We start from the raw sequence: 15572 nt of genomic DNA, 5'->3' as shown, positions 1-15572 counted from the left end.
ATGATGACAATAACGATGACAATGATGGTGATGATGGTGGTAGTAGTAGCAGAGATGTCTCGCTTTTTAGAAGGATAGACGAGTGCTCCATCGACGAGCTGTACTGCGCCCTTGACGACCTCGGGATGGACATGGGCCGGATCCTGCGACTCAACCTCACTCTGGATCAGGTGAGGGGGATATACCAGGGGCTGCTGTTCTGGCAGCTTGGAAAGGTGCCTGTACAAGAGGACAAGATCGTCGCCTAGTCTGCCTGCCTTTCTTCTTATTCTCTCAGGCCCGCCCTGCCGCCCTGCGCCCTGCGGAAGACGTTCATGCCGAGGTTGTAATTTTCAAACATACTTTCAAGCGACTCGATCTCGAGCTTTGTCATGGCGATCTTGGACGCGTTCTTTTCAGGGTTCTTCATCAAAAACTCCAGCTGCGCCTTTTTCTCTGCCAAAAGCTGGCCCACGTTGTGCTCGTATTCGCTTGACATGGCTCTCTTCTAGGTGGACATGCCGGCACTGTGCATTTTAACTTTTGCCATCCTGGACAGAAATGCCTGCTGGTAGTTTGCGTACACGTCCTTTGCTGCCATGCACTCGTTACAGATGCACGCCTGCGAGACTCTGGGCCTGTCGCAGTCCTGCTCGAGGGCGCACTCGGTGCATCCGGCGGCCCTGCCGCAGATAAAACACTTTAATCCTTCTCCTTCTTTTGCTGCCGCTGCTGCCGCGCTTGCCGTCTTTGCCTCTTCGGCTGCTGCTGTTGTGGAAGTAGCAGCAGTAACAGTGGTAGCCGCTGCCGCGTCGCATTTGATGTGTTTGATTGCCTTGGATGTCCTTGACCAGAGCGCATATTCGCCCTGCGGTATCTCTTTTCTGCAGACTGCGCACTTGCCCTTGTACTTTACCAGCAGCCTTATCCAGTGCTCGCTCATTTCCTTGCCGCCGCCTTCTCCATCTCTTTTGCAAGCGACTCGCCTATGGACTCGTCGTTGAAGTTGTCTATGGCAAATTCCACCGGGTCAACCTTTTTCTGCGCCATCTGGCGCACGAGGTAGGGGAGCACAAACGTGCTGCAGGTGCTCCTCGACACGTGCGTCGCCGGCGCCAGGGCAGACGACACCTTCCTTATGCTCTGCGCCCTTGCAAACACCGGCCCCATCACCTGCCACGGCATCGAGTACTGGGTGTACCTGGCCGCCTTGCCCCTGGTAACGTCGTAGAGGCCGTGGGCGAGCATGTCGCCGACGTACCTGAGCAGGCTCCACTGGCGCCTGCGGCTGACCCTGCCTGCCACCACGTCTGCCCTTGAAAGCACGTCGAGAGACGCGGCAAGCGTGTCGGGGTCAAGGTGCGAGCCTGCCAGACTTGAAAACAGCGCGGCTATCATGTCCTTCCTGCGCGCCTCTGCGTCCATCCCTCCGCCCTGGTACCTTGGGTCGGGGTAGGAGGCGTCGGCCCTTGCCAGGATCTTGGCGGCCTGCCTCCTGTCCCCTGCCGCAAAATAGCCGTTTATCGCGTCTGCGATGTCTATCTCTGTCACGTCGTCGTTTGCCACCGTGGCGTAACCGGCGACGCGCGACTGGGCGCCGTTCAGGAGCGCCCTTATGTCGCCCCTGCTGTTTCTCACTATTGATACCTTGTCGCCGGGGCCCAGCCTGGCGCCCTCGCTCTGCAGGACGTGGTCGAGAAACATCATCAGCTGCCTGGGCGGGACCGGCCGGAACTCGACTGTCTTGCACGCCTTGGCAAGCTCCTTTATCTTGGCCGACTTTTCGTTTGCGGCCATTATCACCGGGACGGTGGGCTCTTTGACAAGCTCGACCAGCGCGTCGAGCCCGCCCGAGTCCTCCCTGCCGGAAATGCCGTCCACCTCGTCGAGGAACAGCAATATCTTTTTCCCAAAGAGCCCGACGTTGCCAAAGACAGGCGCTACCCTCTCCCGGATGTTCTCCCTGTTGCGGGCGTCGCTTGCGTTCATCTCTACCAGGTCGTAGCCAAACTGCGACGCAAGCGCCTTGACCACCGTTGTCTTGCCCGTGCCCGGCGGCCCGACGAGCAGTAGCGGCTTGGCTCCGCTGACCCACCCTGCGAGCCACTTTAATATCGCAAGCCGGGCCTCCTCGTTGCCCACCATCTGCTCGACCCTCATCGGCCTGTAGACTTCGGACCACATCAGGGCCGCTACTGCTGATGGCTTTGCGGTCTCTGCTATTGCCTGTTCACCGCCGCTTCCATCTTGCTGTAATAGTCTGCAAAGGGCGCCCTGCGGTTCAGTTCGTTGTACCAGTACTGGTTGTAGTGCCTGACTGTGAGGAACAAAAATTCCAGGAACGGCCTGAGCGTGAACTTTTCTGGCAGCATCTCAAGCGCCAGCTCTGCCTCTTTCAGGTACAGCTCGCTCTTTTGCATGGTGAGCTCAAAGCCGCGCCGCGCGTCGCCGGTGTTGAGCGAGTAGTAGAGCGGCCACGACGGGATCTTGATGGCGCCGTTCTTTATCGCGTCCTCTATCTCGTTTCCGCAGCCCACGCCCTCGCCGGCCTTTGCCATGCCGAGGTGGAATATGTCGGCAAGCGGGCGCCTGTTCAGCGCCATGTTCCTGCCGGCCGTGCCCATGACTGCCCGGTATTTCTTGTAGCAGTCGCCCATGTTCTCGTCGTTTATCGAAGACGGCCTCATCTTTAGTTTCACGTCTATGTACTGGCCGACCCTTGCGTCCCTGAAGCCCTCTTCAAACGCCTTCAGGACAGAGTCGCCTCCCTGCGCTATCTTGAGCCGGGCTATGTCCAGTATGTAGGGGCACATGAACTTGTAGTCTTCTAGGTAGTCCAGGTCTTCGTCCCTGTCAACTATTCTGTCCATCGGCTCTGACAGGTCGATGGCGATGATGTGGCCGTCGATGACCGCCTCTCTCTTTTCCTGATCTTGCTGCTGTTGAGGTTTGTCGCCAAAATACTCTGCCGCCCCGTCATAGAGCGCGTTAAAGACCGGGAAGGTCATCTTGACAAAGTTTGAATTCAGTATCCTTGCCACCCTGTCCTGCAGCACGTCGGTGCTCGACAGCCGCGCCTTGATGTCCTGCAGCGCGCCTGCGTCAGGCACAAGCTCTTGCGAGCCGACCTCGGATGCAAATTTCTCCATCGTCAAGGCGGGGCTGCTGTCGGACTGGATGGCGGCGTGGAGCGACGAGGTGAACCTCTTGGCAAAGGGGCCGAATTCCTGCTCTGTCTTTTCCTTGTACTGGTTGAACTGCCTAAAGCCCTTGCTCTTGAACAGGCCCTGCTTGATTATCTCCTTGCCGGCCTGCGTGCCCATCAGGGCCTCCTTGGAGAAAATGGATTCGTCCTTGCCGCTCATATGTATTGTGTCAGAAAGAAACCTGCTTGATAGTTATTTAACTATTCAGAACCCAGAGCTTTTCCAGAGGCCTGCTAGAAAGGAGGGAGGCCGTCGGCGCTTTGGCCTCGCTTCAAATTCTCTTTGACGATCCTTATCTCTTTACTTGAGGATCTTGCTTTTTACCGCCTCGCACAGCTGCGGCATGGTGACCGGCTTGCTGAGCAAATCCTTCTTTAGTTCCTCAGCCGGCATCGCGCCAAAAGATTCGTGATCCAGATTGAAGGCTGATATGAATATCTTGCTCATCTGTGGTCGTATGGCAAGGATCTCTTTTACAAGCTCCGGGCCGCTCATGCCGGGCATCCTGACATCGGTGATGATCAGGTCAAAGGCGTCGGGCTCCTTCCTGAATGCCTCAAGTGCCTTAAACGGGCTTGAAAAGCCATCGACCTTGAACTTCCAGCGTTCAAGGACCTTGCTTATCACCATCACTATATCTTTCTCGTCGTCAACGACCATTATCCTCTTGCCAGCTGATGACGATGATGACATGCGGACAAGTATTGGTGCCACATACACAAGTAATAAGTCTAATGTAACTTGGCACCTGTGCACAGCCCGGATCGCTTGACCCAGTCAGTCTGGCAGAAGACAGACAGGCAGACATCGACATGTGCGCTGACCTGCTGGAACAATCGAAGAAGCGGCGCGCACAGACATATGGTGTCGTCAAAAGTCTAATCGATCCTGAGAGAGAATAAATATCATGATTAGAAAACAAGAGGGCGTCGATTCAAGGTGTCTTCGCAGTTCTTTTCCCTGCCAATCATGAAGAGCATGTGCTCCCGGGCGGACGGGCCGCACATCCTGCTGGTCTATGAGGACATTGAATCTTTCCGGGAGGCTTACTGCAACGCGGCAAAGGCGGCCCTGCCAGACGACCAGATCCTCCTGATCCTCACCTATTACGAAACGCCAGAGACCGTGAAATTCTACTTGGCCGAAGCTGGCATCGACGTTGACAGATATGCCCGGACAGAATCCCTGTTTGTCATAGATTCTGCCCAGCAGTTCTTCAATGGTAGCATCGAGTATGCGCTGAGGTTCATCGAGCTTTTGCACCGCAAGGCCCGGCACCGAGGGAGAAAAGGCGTCGCCGTCGTCGCGGCCATGGATGCGTTCTTTTACCTTGGAGACAGGGACCTTGCCGAAAGGTTTGAAGAAATGGTTCTGCCGGCAGGCAACCCGGGCAAATTTACGTGCCTGCTGTGCGCCTATCACAGGGACACGTGGGGAGCGCTCAGCGGCCCTGCCCAGAAGCGCATACGCGCACAGCATGTGGAGACGTTATCTCTGTAGACCGGAGCAGAGCCATACACATCTATGTACGTATATTTTTGATGTCAAAACTCTTTAGAAATATTTTCCTTTACTACTAGATTGCACTGTCCCGTATTGGAGGAGGCAACAACAACAACGACGACGGCAACAATAATGATCATCGTATTCCCGGCGCTAGCAGAGGCGACGACGGCAACAATCCGTTTGCTTCAAAGATAGAGCGTGCTTGTCCTTGACGACGTAAAGGACGCAGCCGCGCACGTCGCCGGCGCACTGTGGCTCAAGGGGATCAGGGCGATAAAATCACACACCCCTTCAGAATGCATAGGGGTTCTCCAAGAGCTGGACAGGGAGAAAAAGGAAAAGCCTGACATCGTGCTTTTAAACGGCAACCTCGCCGCGGACAACGGCGGTTATCTGGTGATGAAAATAAAAGAAATATCGCCGGACACCGCCATCTTTATCATAGCAAACGGCGAATCCGACAGGGCAAGGGCCCTGCACCTTGCCTGCGACGACGTTGCAGAAAGCCGATAAGCGCAGAAACGATAACGTACAGAGTGGCCGCGTTGCTGATAAAGACGGGCGCCCTGCCAATGAAATAACTATCTATCTGAAACCTGACTTGGGGCCCCTTATCATCGCAAGCGCGTGCTCGCGCAGGTCTTTCTGCTCCATGATGCCCCTGTAGGCGATGGTCATTATCGAGCTGTCGTTGCGCACGCCCCTCATCTTCATGCACAGGTGCTCGCCCTCTGCTATCACCATCGCGCCCTTGACCCCCATGTGCATGAGCTCGTCTGCCACTGCGGTAGTGAGGCGCTCCTGTATCTGCAGCCGGCGCGAGTGTTTCTCGACCAGCCTGACCAGCTTGGACACCCCGAACACCTTGCCCTGCGGCACGTAGGCGACGTGGATCTTGCCAAAGAACGGCAGCATGTGGTGCTCGCACATGCTGTAGAACTGGATGTCCCTAGCTATTATCACGTCTGTCTCTTCTGAAAACGTCACGTCCAGCTCGGCGTCCATCTTGTAGCCGCCGAATATCTCCTCGTACATGTTGGCCATCCTGTCAGGCGTGCCGGCAAGCCCCTCCCTGTCGGGGTTCTCGCCGAGCTCTATCAGCAACTGCCTGAGCAGCCTGGCTATTTTCCTCTTGTTCATCTCTCCTTTCTTGTTCATCTTTCTGGCTATCTGACTCCTATTACCTTGTGCAGCTGGGGGACGACGCGAACCTGATCATAGTAAGGGTAAACTGCGTCGTAAAAGGCAAAAAGCCTCTCCAACACGGGCTCGTCTACTTTAGAGCTCGGCTGTATTATAAATCCTGCTATGTCCCTCGTGACTGCAAATATCTTTCTCACAAGGTCTGTAAATTCCTTCAGGTCAGACGAGTTTGTGACCACCACCTTGACGTACGGCTTTTTGCAGGCCTCCGCCGCCATCCTGAGGCATTCAAGCTCGTTTTTTACAAGCGTGGCATAGTTCCTGTCTCCGCCGGCCACCGCCCTGGCGTCTTTCAGCTTGAACTCTACCTTTACAATGTCCATGTAGGGCAGCACCTCTGCAAAGCGGGCAGAGTCGTAGCAGGCCGATTCCAGGTACGTCTTGACCCCTTTCTTCTCCTTTACAAACCTGGCCAGCTCTATCACGGCCCTGTGCTGCGCAAGAGGCTCGCCCCCGGTAAAGTTGACCTTGTACGTGTTTGGCACAAGCTCTTGCGATATCCTGTCCTTGACCTCCTCTACGGACAAATCAACGCCGCTGTCCATCGGTATGGCATAGGTGGTGTCGCACCAGTGGCATTTCAGCGGGCAGCCTGCAAGCCTTACAAACATTGTCTTTGTGCCAAACAGGACGCCCTCTCCTTCGACGCTCGTAAAGATCTCTGAAAGCCTGACCCTGCCGGGCTCCCTGCCCCTGCTGCTATGCCGCATAGCGCGTCCTGTCGCCAATATTTGCAGCTTTAAATGCCATTTTCCTATTTATACACGATTCGCACACGCCGCAGTGCACATAACCTGATTTCCCGGCCCTGACGCCGTCAGAGTAGCAGCTCCACGTCTCAAACAGCCTGTCGCCCAGGATGGCGTAACCTTTTGAGAGGAGGGCCGACTTGTCCATGCCACGCGCCGCAGGAGACGTGACCTCTATTTCGTGCCTCTTGCCGCTTGCTATGCTGTCTGCGTCTGCCATGTTGAGCGCCGACGCGAGCGCGCTTGCAAAGGCCGGCCTGCAGTCTGCGTAATGCGGCACGTCGCCTGCGTGCGCGCCGTACGCCACAACCCTAGCGTCGATGCTCATGGCCCAGGCGCTTGCGATGGTGATAAAGATGGCGTTGCGTATGGGGACGACCAGGCTCTGCTCAAACTCTCGGGACAGCTTTTGGCTCCTGTCGGTCAGGGCGTTGCTCCTGCCGTACAGCGACCTCATAAAGCCGATGTCGACTATTTTATAGTCGCCGGCCCCAAGCAGCCTGGCAAAACGCCTTGCAGCCCTGATCTCCCTGGCCGCGCGCTGGCCGTACGCAAAGGTGATCATGTGGATGTCAAAGCCTTCCCTGGCAAGCATGGCGGCATAGCACACCGAGTCTAGGCCGCCTGACACAATGCAGACTGCCGCCGGCCGCGTCGTTGCCGCTACTGATGCTGATGCTTGCTTTCTTCCCACCCAAAAGAGGGGCAATGGCTGGTATAAAGAGGATTGGCGGTGTCCCATCAGCCGCCAACCCTCAGCAGGTGTGCATGGTAGCCGTCGACTTTTCTGCCCGTGTGCTACAGGGCAGCGGCGACGGCGCCGTACCACCGCGTACATTCGTGCGCGTGTAATGGTAATGGCTGCCGCAGCTTTTAATGGGTATCTCACTCGCGTTCGGTTACATCATTCCCTGTCATTCTGAGAGCCTCTCTATGAGGGCGGCATGCCGAGGGTACCTTTTGACAAGATAGCCCCGGCTCCCGACCTGCCAGTCGTCAAAGTCAAAGCCCGGTGCGACGGTGCATCCAACAAGCGAGTAGCTGCCTGCGCTCTCTGCTGCAAACCAGTACCCTGCCCTGACTGCAGCCTGCAATGCCTGCCCGCTGTCAGGGTCCGGGCCGAGCGTGACGGCCGCAATCATTGTCTTTTCCTCTTTACTTCCTCTTCCTCCTCCTCTTCTTTTGCCATCAATGACGTACAGGCGCAAGGGGCTGCCTGCGTAAAAGTGCCACAGCTCGTCAGACTTGATCCTGTGAAAGACGGAGCGCTGCCCTTTTTCCAACAGGTAATAGATGGCAGTAGACGCGCTGCGCCTGCCCATGCCTTTCACGTAGAGATTCACGTCTGAGCGAAAAGTCTCTCTGAAATAGCCTCCCTCCGGGTGTTCTTTGAGGCCAAGCTTTTCTATCCAGTAGCGTGCGTTCCTTGTTAGCAACGGCGGCATTTGCAGAGAAAGAGCTGGCGGGAGGTATTTGAAAAACATTAATGCTGGCCGTGCGCGCCTTTCTGCTGGGCAGAAGAGAGAGAAGAAAAGAGACATGATAATTGGAATAATAGGCAAGGCAAACGTGGGCAAGTCCACATTCTTTAACGCCGCCACCGAGCTTGCGGTGCCCTCTGCCAACTATCCGTTCACAACCATCGAGCCAAACGTAGGCGTCGGCTACGCAAGGGTAAAGTGCGCCTGCCGCGAGTTTGGGGTGCAGGACAACCCCGTGCACTCGATGTGCATAGACGGCAACCGCTTCATACCTGTAAAGCTGATAGACGTGGCCGGCTTGGTCCCCGGGGCGCACGCCGGGAAGGGCCTTGGCAACAAGTTTCTGGATGACGCAAGGCAGGCAGACGCGCTCGTGCACGTGGTGGACGCGTCGGGCTCGACAGACAGCGCAGGCAAGCCAGTCCCGGCCGGCACGGGCGACCCGATGTTTGATGTCCGGTTCGTAGAGGAAGAGTTTGACCTGTGGATGTCCGGCATTGTAATGCGGGACTGGAGCAAGACTGCGAGGGAGGCAGAGAATCAGGGACAAAAGCTGGAGCAGATGCTTGCCAAGAGGCTTTCCGGGCTTGCGATACCAGACCACCTTATCTCGGCCACAGTCCACGAGTCTGGCCTTGGGCTGAAAAAGCCCACAATGTGGTCTGAAGACGACATCAAAAAGTTCTGCCACATGCTGCGGGTAAAGGCCAAGCCGTTCGTGGTGGTGGCAAACAAGGCCGACCTCCCGTCGGCAGATGCCAACATCGTAAAGATGAAGCAGGCGGGGCTTGAGGTAGTGCCGTGCGCATCAGAGGCCGAGGCGATGCTGAAAAAGGCGTCCAAAAAGGGCATCGTCCACTATTTGCCGGGCGACGGCTCGTTTGACGTCAGGCCCGGCGTGGCGCTCAACGAGCAGCAGAAAAAGGCGCTTGAAATAGTGAAGGGGCTGATGGACAGGTACGGGTCGACAGGCGTGCAGGAGGCGATAAACATCGCCTGCTTCAAGCTCTTGAAACTGATAGCGGTGTATCCCGTTGAGGACGAGTTCCGCCTGGCAGACAAAAAAGGGAACGTCCTGCCCGACGTCCGGCTGCTGCCGCAGGGCTCGACTGCAAAGGACCTGGCCGGCACTGTGCACGCCGACCTGGCAAAGGGGTTCCTGTACGCCGTAGATGCGAGGACAAAGCAGAGGATAGGCGCCGACCACCACCTGAAGGACGGGGACGTGATCAAGATAGTGTCTGCTGCAAGCAGAGGCTAGTACGCGGAGTGAGCGAGCGAGGGAGTGAGTGAGCACAAGCATATGACAAGAAAAGAAGCACTGTTGTGCCTTGGCGTCGAAAGCACGGCGCACACATTTGGCTGCGCAGTAGTCGCAGGCGACGGCAGGATACTGTCAGACGCCAGGGCAGTCTACAGGGCGCCGGAGGGCAAGGGGATACACCCGCGCGAGGCGTCGAGGCACCACATCGACAGGTCGTCAGGCGCCCTTGGGGATGCCCTTGCGTCTGCCGGGGTATCGATGAAAGACATCGACCTGGTGGGGTATTCGGCCGGCCCCGGCCTGGGCCCATGCCTGCGCGTCGGAGCAGTCGTCGCCCGCACGGTGGCAGGCTATTACAAAAAGCCGCTCGTGCCTGTCAACCACGCGCTTGGGCACATAGAGCTTGGGGCGATGCTGACAGGGGCCTCCGACCCGCTAGTGCTCCTGGTGTCAGGCGGCCACACGATGATCCTAGCGTTCCTGGAAGGCCGCTGGCGCGTCTCTGGCGAGACTCTGGACATCACTGTCGGCCAGCTGCTGGACCAGTTTGGCAGGTCGGCCGGCTTTTCCTCGCCCTGCGGCGGCAGGATAGAGGAGCTCGCAGGCAGGTCGAACAAAGAACATTACCACTCGCTCCCGTACGTGGTCAAGGGCAACGACGTGTCGTTTTCCGGCCTGCTGACTGCCGCAATCAGGCAGGCGTCCTCAGATGATAACAACGGCAACGAAGAAGAAGAAAAAAAAGAGAGGCTGGAAGCTGTCTGCTACTCGCTCCAGGAGACGGCTTTTGCAATGCTTGCAGAGGCAGTCGAGCGGGCGCTCTCGTTCACCGGCAAGAAGGAGATGATGATAGTGGGAGGCGTGTCTGCAAATCGGCGGCTCGCCGAAATGCTGCAGGCCGCCTGCGCACGGCATGGCGCCCGGTTTTACTCGTGCCCCATAAAATACGCCGGCGACAACGGCGCCCAGATCGCCTGGACTGCCCTGTCAGAATATGCGGCGACTGGCAAAAAGGTCGCAGTCAAGGACGCGTCGGTCACGCAGTCGTGGAGGCTTGACACGGTGGACGTCAGCTGGCGGCGGACTGTTGCTGCGCCTGCTTGAACTGCTTTTCCCACTGCCTGTTTGAAAAGACGCCAAACTTGTACGTCTGCCCGCCCTGCGCTGCAGATGTGATTATGACGAATTTCTTGACCAGAAAGCCTTCCGCCCTGACGGACGCTATCTGCGAGAGCGGGATGTCTAGGGCTATCTCGCCCTCTTTTTTTGACAGCGTGGCCATCCTGCCCTCCGTCTTTTGGAAGACCAGCCTCCTGTTCGTGAGGATGAGGATGCCGCTTCTCAGCTTGTCCTCGGAGCAGTCCTCTGTCAGGAGCACGCGCTCGCCTTGGTCCGGCTTGAAGAAAGAAGAAGAGCTCACGTTTTTATCTCGACTGGGCAGGCTATATTACTATTGCAGCAGGAGCAGGAGCAACAGCAACAGCAACAACAAAAGCTGGTCAAGAGGGGCGCCGAGGCAGACATCTTGCTCACCGAGTGGCACGGGAAAAAGGCCATACTGAAAAGGAGGACTGCCAAGCCGTACAGGCACCCTGCACTTGACGCTTTGGTGCGCCGCCAGCGCACCGTCCACGAAGCGGGTCTGCTGTCTGCAGCCAAGTCCGCGGCAGGCGTCGAGGCGCCTTTCGTCTATTTCGTCGACCCTGTCCGGGCCGAGATAGTCATGGAGTACGTGCAGGGCACGGTAGCCCGCGATATCCTCGACGCAGGGCTGTGCAGGCAGATCGGCAGGTATGCGGCGATGCTGCATGCAGCGGGCATAGTGCATGGCGACCTGACCACTTCAAACTTTATCGTCGTCAACAAAAGAGGAAACAAAAGAAGAAGGAGGCTGGTGCTCCTTGATTTTGGCCTCTCTTATTATTCGGAGAGGATGGAGGACAGGGCAGTCGACGTGAGGCTGATAAAGGAGGTGCTTGCAAGCGCCCACGTCTCCCTGAGAGGAGCCTTTGCCGCCTTTTGCAGGGGCTATGCCGAAGTTGCGGGCCGAAAGGAAACAGACAGGGTACTCCTCAACGTGAAGGAGATAGAGCAGCGCGGGCGCTATGCCCGGGTCGAATAAAGGAGAAAAGAAGGTGGGGGATATTGGCGGTGGTGGGTAGCGCGGCAGCAACGATAACCTTTGCAAGCACGAACCAGAACAAGTTCAAGGAGGTGCAGGCGATCCTTGCCCTGCACGGCATCGCAGCCGACTTTGCCAGGGCAGAGCTTGTCGAGATCCAGTCCGATTCGCTTGCAGAAATAGCAAGGGAAAAGGCAAGGAGCGCCTACGCCATCGTAAAGAGGCCGGTCATAGTGGAAGACGACGGCCTCTTTATAGACGCGCTCGGCGGGTTCCCCGGCCAGTATTCCTCCTACGTCTTCAAGACTATAGGCAACGCCGGCGTCCTGAAGCTGCTCTCAGGCAATGACCGGCGGCGTGAGGCGTCGTTCCGGTCCGTGATAGCGTTCTGCGGCAATGATAAAATAGAAACGTTTGAGGCAAGCGTCCAGGGCCGGATTTCAGAGAACGGGGCGGCTGCCGGAGGCTGGGGCTATGACCCCATCTTTATCCCTGAAGGGGCGGGCGGCAGGACGTACGCGCAGCTAGGGAGCGAAAAAGGCGACTATTCTCACAGGAGGAAGGCGCTCGACTCCTTTGCCGGCTGGTTCCTCATCAATCGGCGAAATACTCTTTGATCCACCTGTCGGTGTAGCGCTTCTGGTTCTGGAGCACCACAATCCTTGAGATCTCGCTTTCGTCCATCACCGCAAAGCCGGGCATCTTGCCGCACAGCCTCTTTGCGAATTCTCGCACCTCGTCCATCGTAAGCATGTCGCCGTGCTCGAGCCTGTTTGTGGACATGCCGACGTGCATGTACGATTTTAGCTCGATAAAGTGCGGGTTGCCCTCTGCCATCATCTGTGCAAACTCGTCAACAAATTCTTCCTGGTTGTTGTAGTTCCTGATGATGGTCATTCTGAGGACGGTCCTGGTGTCGACAGTCGCAAGGAACCGCAGGCTGTCCCACCACCGCTCCCATGCGTCCCTGTGCATGGGCCGGTTTATCATGTGGAACATCTTTTTGTTGGAAGCGTTGGTTGAAAGATAGATCTGCGTCGGGAGCGCGTCTTCGCTGACAAGCCGCCTGAGCATGTCCGGCTCCTGCCCGTTTGTCACGAGGAATATCGACTTTGTGGCCTTGAGCGACTTCAGGTACTTTATCAGCTGCGGCAGCTTGGGGTACATCGTAGGCTCACCAGAGAGCGAGATTGCATAGTGCGCCGGCAGGAGCGACTCGTCCAGCTTTTTCCTGTCGTTTTTCGGGTTGCCATAGAACCCGTTTATCAGCTTTTTGCGCTCGGCCATAAGCTGCTCGACGATTACATCAGGCTCGTCGACGAGCTCGGCAGGCATCTGGAGCGTGTCGAAAAACTCGGCTGGCCGCCAGCAGTATATGCACCTGTTCTCGCAGTTCATGGCGGCCGGCGTCATCTCCATGCACTGGTGGGTGGAGATGCCATAGAACTTGTGCTTGTAGCAGCTCATGCTGTCGTCGCCAGCAGAAAACGATTTTTTGGTCCAGTGGCACAGCTCGACTGCCGAGTGGTTGTAGACACCGTACTTGGCCTTTTTCAGCTTGGCCGCCACAGCCGGTGTTATCTGTATTAGATCGTTATTGTTGCCAGCAACCGAGTGCGAGACGTACTCGTCAGAGCAGCTCATCTTCTTTTCTTCTTTTAAAGAGAGGGAGTGGAACAGATTTAAATTTTGCACCCTGCTTCAAATGCCGGTATTGGCTGGCATCGACACTGCTAGAATAATGAAGGCCGGGCTGGAGCTTGCGGGGTGGAAAAAAATGCCCGCAGACAGCGCCGTCCACGTCAGGGGCAGCAACATCAGAAAGGTGCTTATCGCAGTGGACGTTGGGACTGCCGAGCTCTTGCTCGCAAAGAGCCTCGGCTGCGACGCCGTGATAGCGCACCACCCGATAGGCGTGGCCGCGGTAAACTTTTACAAAGTGTTTGACAGGCACGTCGACTACCTTGTGGAGCACGGCGTGCCCAGAAAAGTCGCAAGGGAGGCAGTCGACAAGCTGAAGGAGCGGGTCGAGACTCGCACGCACGCAGACATTTACAACGACGTGGTGGGCGCGGCGCAGGCCATGAGGATGCCACTTGTCAACATACACCAGCCCTGCGACGAATACATGCGCCGGACTATTTTTGAAAAGATACAACAGGCAAGCAGGGTGGAAAAGGTGTCCGACATCGTCAGGGCCGTAGAGTCGATACCCGAGTTCAAGAACGCTGCAACTGGGGTAAGGGTGAGGTACGGGAGCGAGGACAACAACGCCGGCCACTGGGCGCTTGTCATAGCTGCCGGGACAAACGGCGGGTATTCCGTGGCAAAGGCGTATTTCCAGCACGGCGTCGACACCGTCATCTATTTGCACGTTGACTATGGCGACCTGACCAAGATGCGCGAGGAAAAGCTGAATGGCAACTTGGTGGTGCTGGGGCACCTTGCCGGCGACTCGCTTGGGCTCAACGCGCTTGCCGACAAACTTGAAGAAGAGATGGGCGTCGAATGCGTCAGGATGGGCCTGATACCAGGCGGCAACAAAGGAAAATGATCTAACGATTATATACTGTGGTCAATGCAAATGCACTTGCGGCCTTCGTAGTATAGCCTGGTCAGTATAGGCGGCTGTGGACGCTCTTTTAGGGCAGATACCGCTTGAGGAGGGTTCAAATCCCTCCGAAGGCCCCATCTTTATCTTTCACCATCGTGCCGACAGGATGAAAATAACTTGATTATACTTTGCAGCATGGCTCGTCATTTAACAAAATAAAATGAAAAAGGAAAAAGAGGAGCCGGTTCAGCTGCTGCCCTTACATCTTAGGCAGGAAGCTGAACTTGCTGTATCTTGTCGTGGCTACGATGATGCCGACGATTGCGACTGCGAGTACGATTGCAGCGATTGCGCCGAACTCTGGAACCAGGAAGGTGCCAGTGATGTCAATCTGTTCCGTGTCTTCAAAGAACGGGATTGTCAGCGTCCTTACGTCATCGCCGCCGTCGTCTTCTACATCATCGGTGACATCCTCGTCGTTGACAAAGACTGCAAACTGGGCATCGTCGTCGCCTTCCTTTGCATCAGCAATGTCTCTCGGGAGCTGGATTGTCAGCTGGCCGTCAGAGTTTGCAGTAATCATCGCCGTGATCGTCTTTGTTGCCTGGTCGCCAGTGAGCTCGTTCAGCTCTCCACCTTCAATCTTGTACTGGATCTCGTGCTCCGAAGTGGTGCCGTCTTCCGCTGTGATTGTCAGCGTGGCAGTTTCCCATTCTCCGGCCTCTCCACCTGCAAAGTTGAAGCTCGTCTCCCTTGTCACGCCGTTGTAGCTGAACTTGACGTTGTATTCGCCGTCAACGCCCAGCGGGCCACCGACCTTGAACGTGTAAGTATACGATCCGTCCGCAGCTATTGGCACTTGGTCGAACCTGTATGCTGCGCCGTTTGGATTGAATACCTGGATCACGCCGAGTGGTTGGCCGGCTACCGGTGCCTGTCCAATGTTTCCAGAGACGGTGATTTCATCACCAGTGGTGTAGTCTTTATTGTCTGTCGCTACGGTGAAGCCTGCTTGCGCGTAGGCGGTGCCCAGCGTGCTCACGGCTGCCACCGAGGACAGCAATATAGCCATTAGTGCGTACGCTTTATACTCCATTATCCCTCATGCACACCTAACACGCTATATTTCCGTTACTATTTATCTTTTTTGTGTAGGAACTCTAACCTCTGCACTCATTTCAGATAACACGCCCAAACGGTCAATCTCAATTTTCTAAATAAATTTGGCTTTTGGACCAAATAATTCACAATACTTATATAGGCTATTTTTTCATTCAACAATTTGACTTTGAAGTTTTCCATCGAGCACAAGCTATTGAATTTGGAGGTAGCAGCGTCCTTTGTCTGAAAAGAAAGTAGTCAAGATAACGAACCACGTGTACCAGCCAAAGCACGAGATCCTGTCCAAGGCGGAAGCCGAGGAAGTGCTGAAAAAGTACAACGCCAAGCCGGGGCAGCTTCCGTACATTTTGATGAGCGACAAGGGTATTGAAGATCTGGACGTGAGG

General features: G+C 56.2%; 21 protein-coding genes and 1 tRNA gene. 10 read left to right on the top strand and 12 right to left on the bottom strand.

The annotated features are described in order from the left end of the window. Nucleotides 1-248: hypothetical protein (locus tag WKI84_RS11325; protein ID WP_337863664.1), on the top strand; the 248-nt coding region annotated here is incomplete at its 5' end. A gap of 17 nt (nt 249-265) precedes the next feature. Here WKI84_RS11325 and WKI84_RS11320 read toward each other — a convergent pair. The 5 genes from WKI84_RS11320 to WKI84_RS11300 form a co-directional block, all read right to left on the bottom strand. Next, the gene (locus WKI84_RS11320) at nt 266-478 is read right to left on the bottom strand and encodes a hypothetical protein (protein ID WP_337863663.1); all 213 of its coding nucleotides are present in this window, start codon (nt 476-478) and stop codon (nt 266-268) included. A 9-nt stretch (nt 479-487) separates the two neighbouring features. Beyond that, nucleotides 488-922, bottom strand: a complete 435-nt coding sequence (locus WKI84_RS11315; protein ID WP_337863662.1) for a hypothetical protein — start codon at nt 920-922, stop codon at nt 488-490. After that, nucleotides 919-2163: an AAA family ATPase gene (locus WKI84_RS11310; protein ID WP_337863661.1), complete on the bottom strand. Its 1245-nt coding sequence runs from the start codon at nt 2161-2163 to the stop codon at nt 919-921. Before WKI84_RS11310 ends, WKI84_RS11315 begins: the two co-directional genes overlap by 4 nt. 35 nt (nt 2164-2198) lie before the next feature. Beyond that, on the bottom strand, nt 2199-3344 hold the full coding sequence (locus WKI84_RS11305; RefSeq protein WP_337863660.1) for a hypothetical protein: 1146 nt from the start codon (nt 3342-3344) through the stop codon (nt 2199-2201). A gap of 141 nt (nt 3345-3485) precedes the next feature. After that, nucleotides 3486-3899 (bottom strand): response regulator, encoded by a 414-nt coding sequence (locus WKI84_RS11300; RefSeq protein ID WP_337863659.1) that lies wholly within the window; start codon nt 3897-3899, stop codon nt 3486-3488. Between the two features lie 225 nt (nt 3900-4124). On the opposite strand from WKI84_RS11300, the gene WKI84_RS11295 reads away from it, so the two are divergent. Continuing rightward, a complete protein-coding gene (locus WKI84_RS11295; protein ID WP_337863658.1) occupies nt 4125-4685 on the top strand; it encodes an MEDS domain-containing protein in 561 nt (186 codons plus the stop codon). Nucleotides 4686-4889: 204 nt separating this feature from the next. Next, nucleotides 4890-5204: a hypothetical protein gene (locus WKI84_RS11290; protein WP_337863657.1), complete on the top strand. Its 315-nt coding sequence runs from the start codon at nt 4890-4892 to the stop codon at nt 5202-5204. Nucleotides 5205-5276: 72 nt separating this feature from the next. Here WKI84_RS11290 and folE read toward each other — a convergent pair whose 3' ends face one another. From folE to WKI84_RS11270, 4 genes are all read right to left on the bottom strand, one after another. Beyond that, nucleotides 5277-5849: a GTP cyclohydrolase I gene (gene folE / locus WKI84_RS11285; RefSeq protein ID WP_337863656.1), complete on the bottom strand. Its 573-nt coding sequence runs from the start codon at nt 5847-5849 to the stop codon at nt 5277-5279. Nucleotides 5850-5857: 8 nt separating this feature from the next. Then, complete coding sequence (locus WKI84_RS11280) at nt 5858-6604, bottom strand: 7-carboxy-7-deazaguanine synthase QueE (RefSeq protein WP_337863655.1); 747 nt, start codon at nt 6602-6604, stop codon at nt 5858-5860. After that, nucleotides 6594-7337 (bottom strand): 7-cyano-7-deazaguanine synthase, encoded by a 744-nt coding sequence (locus tag WKI84_RS11275; protein WP_337863654.1) that lies wholly within the window; start codon nt 7335-7337, stop codon nt 6594-6596. Before WKI84_RS11275 ends, WKI84_RS11280 begins: the two co-directional genes overlap by 11 nt. Before the next feature lie 220 nt (nt 7338-7557). Next, nucleotides 7558-8079 carry a cupin domain-containing protein gene (locus WKI84_RS11270; RefSeq protein WP_337863653.1) on the bottom strand — a complete coding sequence of 174 codons (522 nt, stop codon included), beginning with the start codon at nt 8077-8079 and terminating at the stop codon, nt 7558-7560. Between the two features lie 103 nt (nt 8080-8182). Here WKI84_RS11270 and WKI84_RS11265 point away from each other — a divergent pair, with 103 nt between their 5' ends. After that, complete coding sequence (locus WKI84_RS11265) at nt 8183-9385, top strand: redox-regulated ATPase YchF (RefSeq protein WP_337863652.1); 1203 nt, start codon at nt 8183-8185, stop codon at nt 9383-9385. Between the two features lie 42 nt (nt 9386-9427). Further along, nucleotides 9428-10492, top strand: coding sequence for a KEOPS complex N(6)-L-threonylcarbamoyladenine synthase Kae1 (kae1, locus tag WKI84_RS11260; protein ID WP_337863651.1), 1065 nt, complete (start codon nt 9428-9430; stop codon nt 10490-10492). On the opposite strand, the gene WKI84_RS11255 is transcribed toward kae1, so the two are convergent. After that, nucleotides 10458-10808 (bottom strand): hypothetical protein, encoded by a 351-nt coding sequence (locus WKI84_RS11255; RefSeq protein WP_337863650.1) that lies wholly within the window; start codon nt 10806-10808, stop codon nt 10458-10460. The two genes, kae1 and WKI84_RS11255, sit on opposite strands and share 35 nt — an antisense overlap. A gap of 33 nt (nt 10809-10841) precedes the next feature. Between WKI84_RS11255 and WKI84_RS11250 the strand changes: the two genes are divergently transcribed. Continuing rightward, complete coding sequence (locus tag WKI84_RS11250) at nt 10842-11510, top strand: Kae1-associated kinase Bud32 (protein WP_337863649.1); 669 nt, start codon at nt 10842-10844, stop codon at nt 11508-11510. Nucleotides 11511-11539: 29 nt separating this feature from the next. Further along, a complete protein-coding gene (gene rdgB / locus WKI84_RS11245) occupies nt 11540-12127 on the top strand; it encodes an RdgB/HAM1 family non-canonical purine NTP pyrophosphatase (protein WP_337863648.1) in 588 nt (195 codons plus the stop codon). Here rdgB and twy1 read toward each other — a convergent pair. Then, nucleotides 12105-13154 carry a 4-demethylwyosine synthase TYW1 gene (twy1, locus tag WKI84_RS11240; RefSeq protein ID WP_337863647.1) on the bottom strand — a complete coding sequence of 350 codons (1050 nt, stop codon included), beginning with the start codon at nt 13152-13154 and terminating at the stop codon, nt 12105-12107. The genes rdgB and twy1 overlap by 23 nt on opposite strands. Before the next feature lie 70 nt (nt 13155-13224). On the opposite strand from twy1, the gene WKI84_RS11235 reads away from it, so the two are divergent. Next, nucleotides 13225-14064: a Nif3-like dinuclear metal center hexameric protein gene (locus WKI84_RS11235; RefSeq protein WP_337863646.1), complete on the top strand. Its 840-nt coding sequence runs from the start codon at nt 13225-13227 to the stop codon at nt 14062-14064. 41 nt (nt 14065-14105) lie between these two features. Then, a tRNA-His gene (locus WKI84_RS11230) sits at nt 14106-14201 on the top strand. Between the two features lie 122 nt (nt 14202-14323). Here WKI84_RS11230 and WKI84_RS11225 read toward each other — a convergent pair. Next, nucleotides 14324-15106, bottom strand: a complete 783-nt coding sequence (locus WKI84_RS11225) for a PEFG-CTERM sorting domain-containing protein (RefSeq protein WP_337863645.1) — start codon at nt 15104-15106, stop codon at nt 14324-14326. Between the two features lie 298 nt (nt 15107-15404). Here WKI84_RS11225 and WKI84_RS11220 point away from each other — a divergent pair. Further along, on the top strand, nt 15405-15572 hold a 168-nt coding region (locus tag WKI84_RS11220), incomplete at its 3' end, for a DNA-directed RNA polymerase subunit RpoH/Rpb5 C-terminal domain-containing protein (protein WP_337863665.1).

It is taken from the genome of Nitrososphaera sp., from assembly GCF_037447015.1.
GTDB lineage: Archaea > Thermoproteota > Nitrososphaeria > Nitrososphaerales > Nitrososphaeraceae > Nitrososphaera.
The sequence above is the reverse complement of the archived record's forward strand: the minus strand, read 5'-3'. Positions and strand labels throughout refer to the sequence as shown.

What these genes read in the sequence shown, in the direction of transcription:
- folE (WP_337863656.1), bottom strand. Translation starts at nt 5,849, where the DNA reads ATGAACAAGAAAGGAGAGATGAACAAGAGGAAAATAGCCAGGCTGCTC.
- WKI84_RS11265 (WP_337863652.1), top strand. Translation starts at nt 8,183, where the DNA reads ATGATAATTGGAATAATAGGCAAGGCAAACGTGGGCAAGTCCACATTC.
- WKI84_RS11310 (WP_337863661.1), bottom strand. Translation starts at nt 2,163, where the DNA reads ATGTGGTCCGAAGTCTACAGGCCGATGAGGGTCGAGCAGATGGTGGGC.
- twy1 (WP_337863647.1), bottom strand. Translation starts at nt 13,154, where the DNA reads ATGAGCTGCTCTGACGAGTACGTCTCGCACTCGGTTGCTGGCAACAAT.
- WKI84_RS11320 (WP_337863663.1), bottom strand. Translation starts at nt 478, where the DNA reads ATGTCAAGCGAATACGAGCACAACGTGGGCCAGCTTTTGGCAGAGAAA.
- WKI84_RS11315 (WP_337863662.1), bottom strand. Translation starts at nt 922, where the DNA reads ATGAGCGAGCACTGGATAAGGCTGCTGGTAAAGTACAAGGGCAAGTGC.
- WKI84_RS11305 (WP_337863660.1), bottom strand. Translation starts at nt 3,344, where the DNA reads ATGAGCGGCAAGGACGAATCCATTTTCTCCAAGGAGGCCCTGATGGGC.
- WKI84_RS11280 (WP_337863655.1), bottom strand. Translation starts at nt 6,604, where the DNA reads ATGCGGCATAGCAGCAGGGGCAGGGAGCCCGGCAGGGTCAGGCTTTCA.
- kae1 (WP_337863651.1), top strand. Translation starts at nt 9,428, where the DNA reads ATGACAAGAAAAGAAGCACTGTTGTGCCTTGGCGTCGAAAGCACGGCG.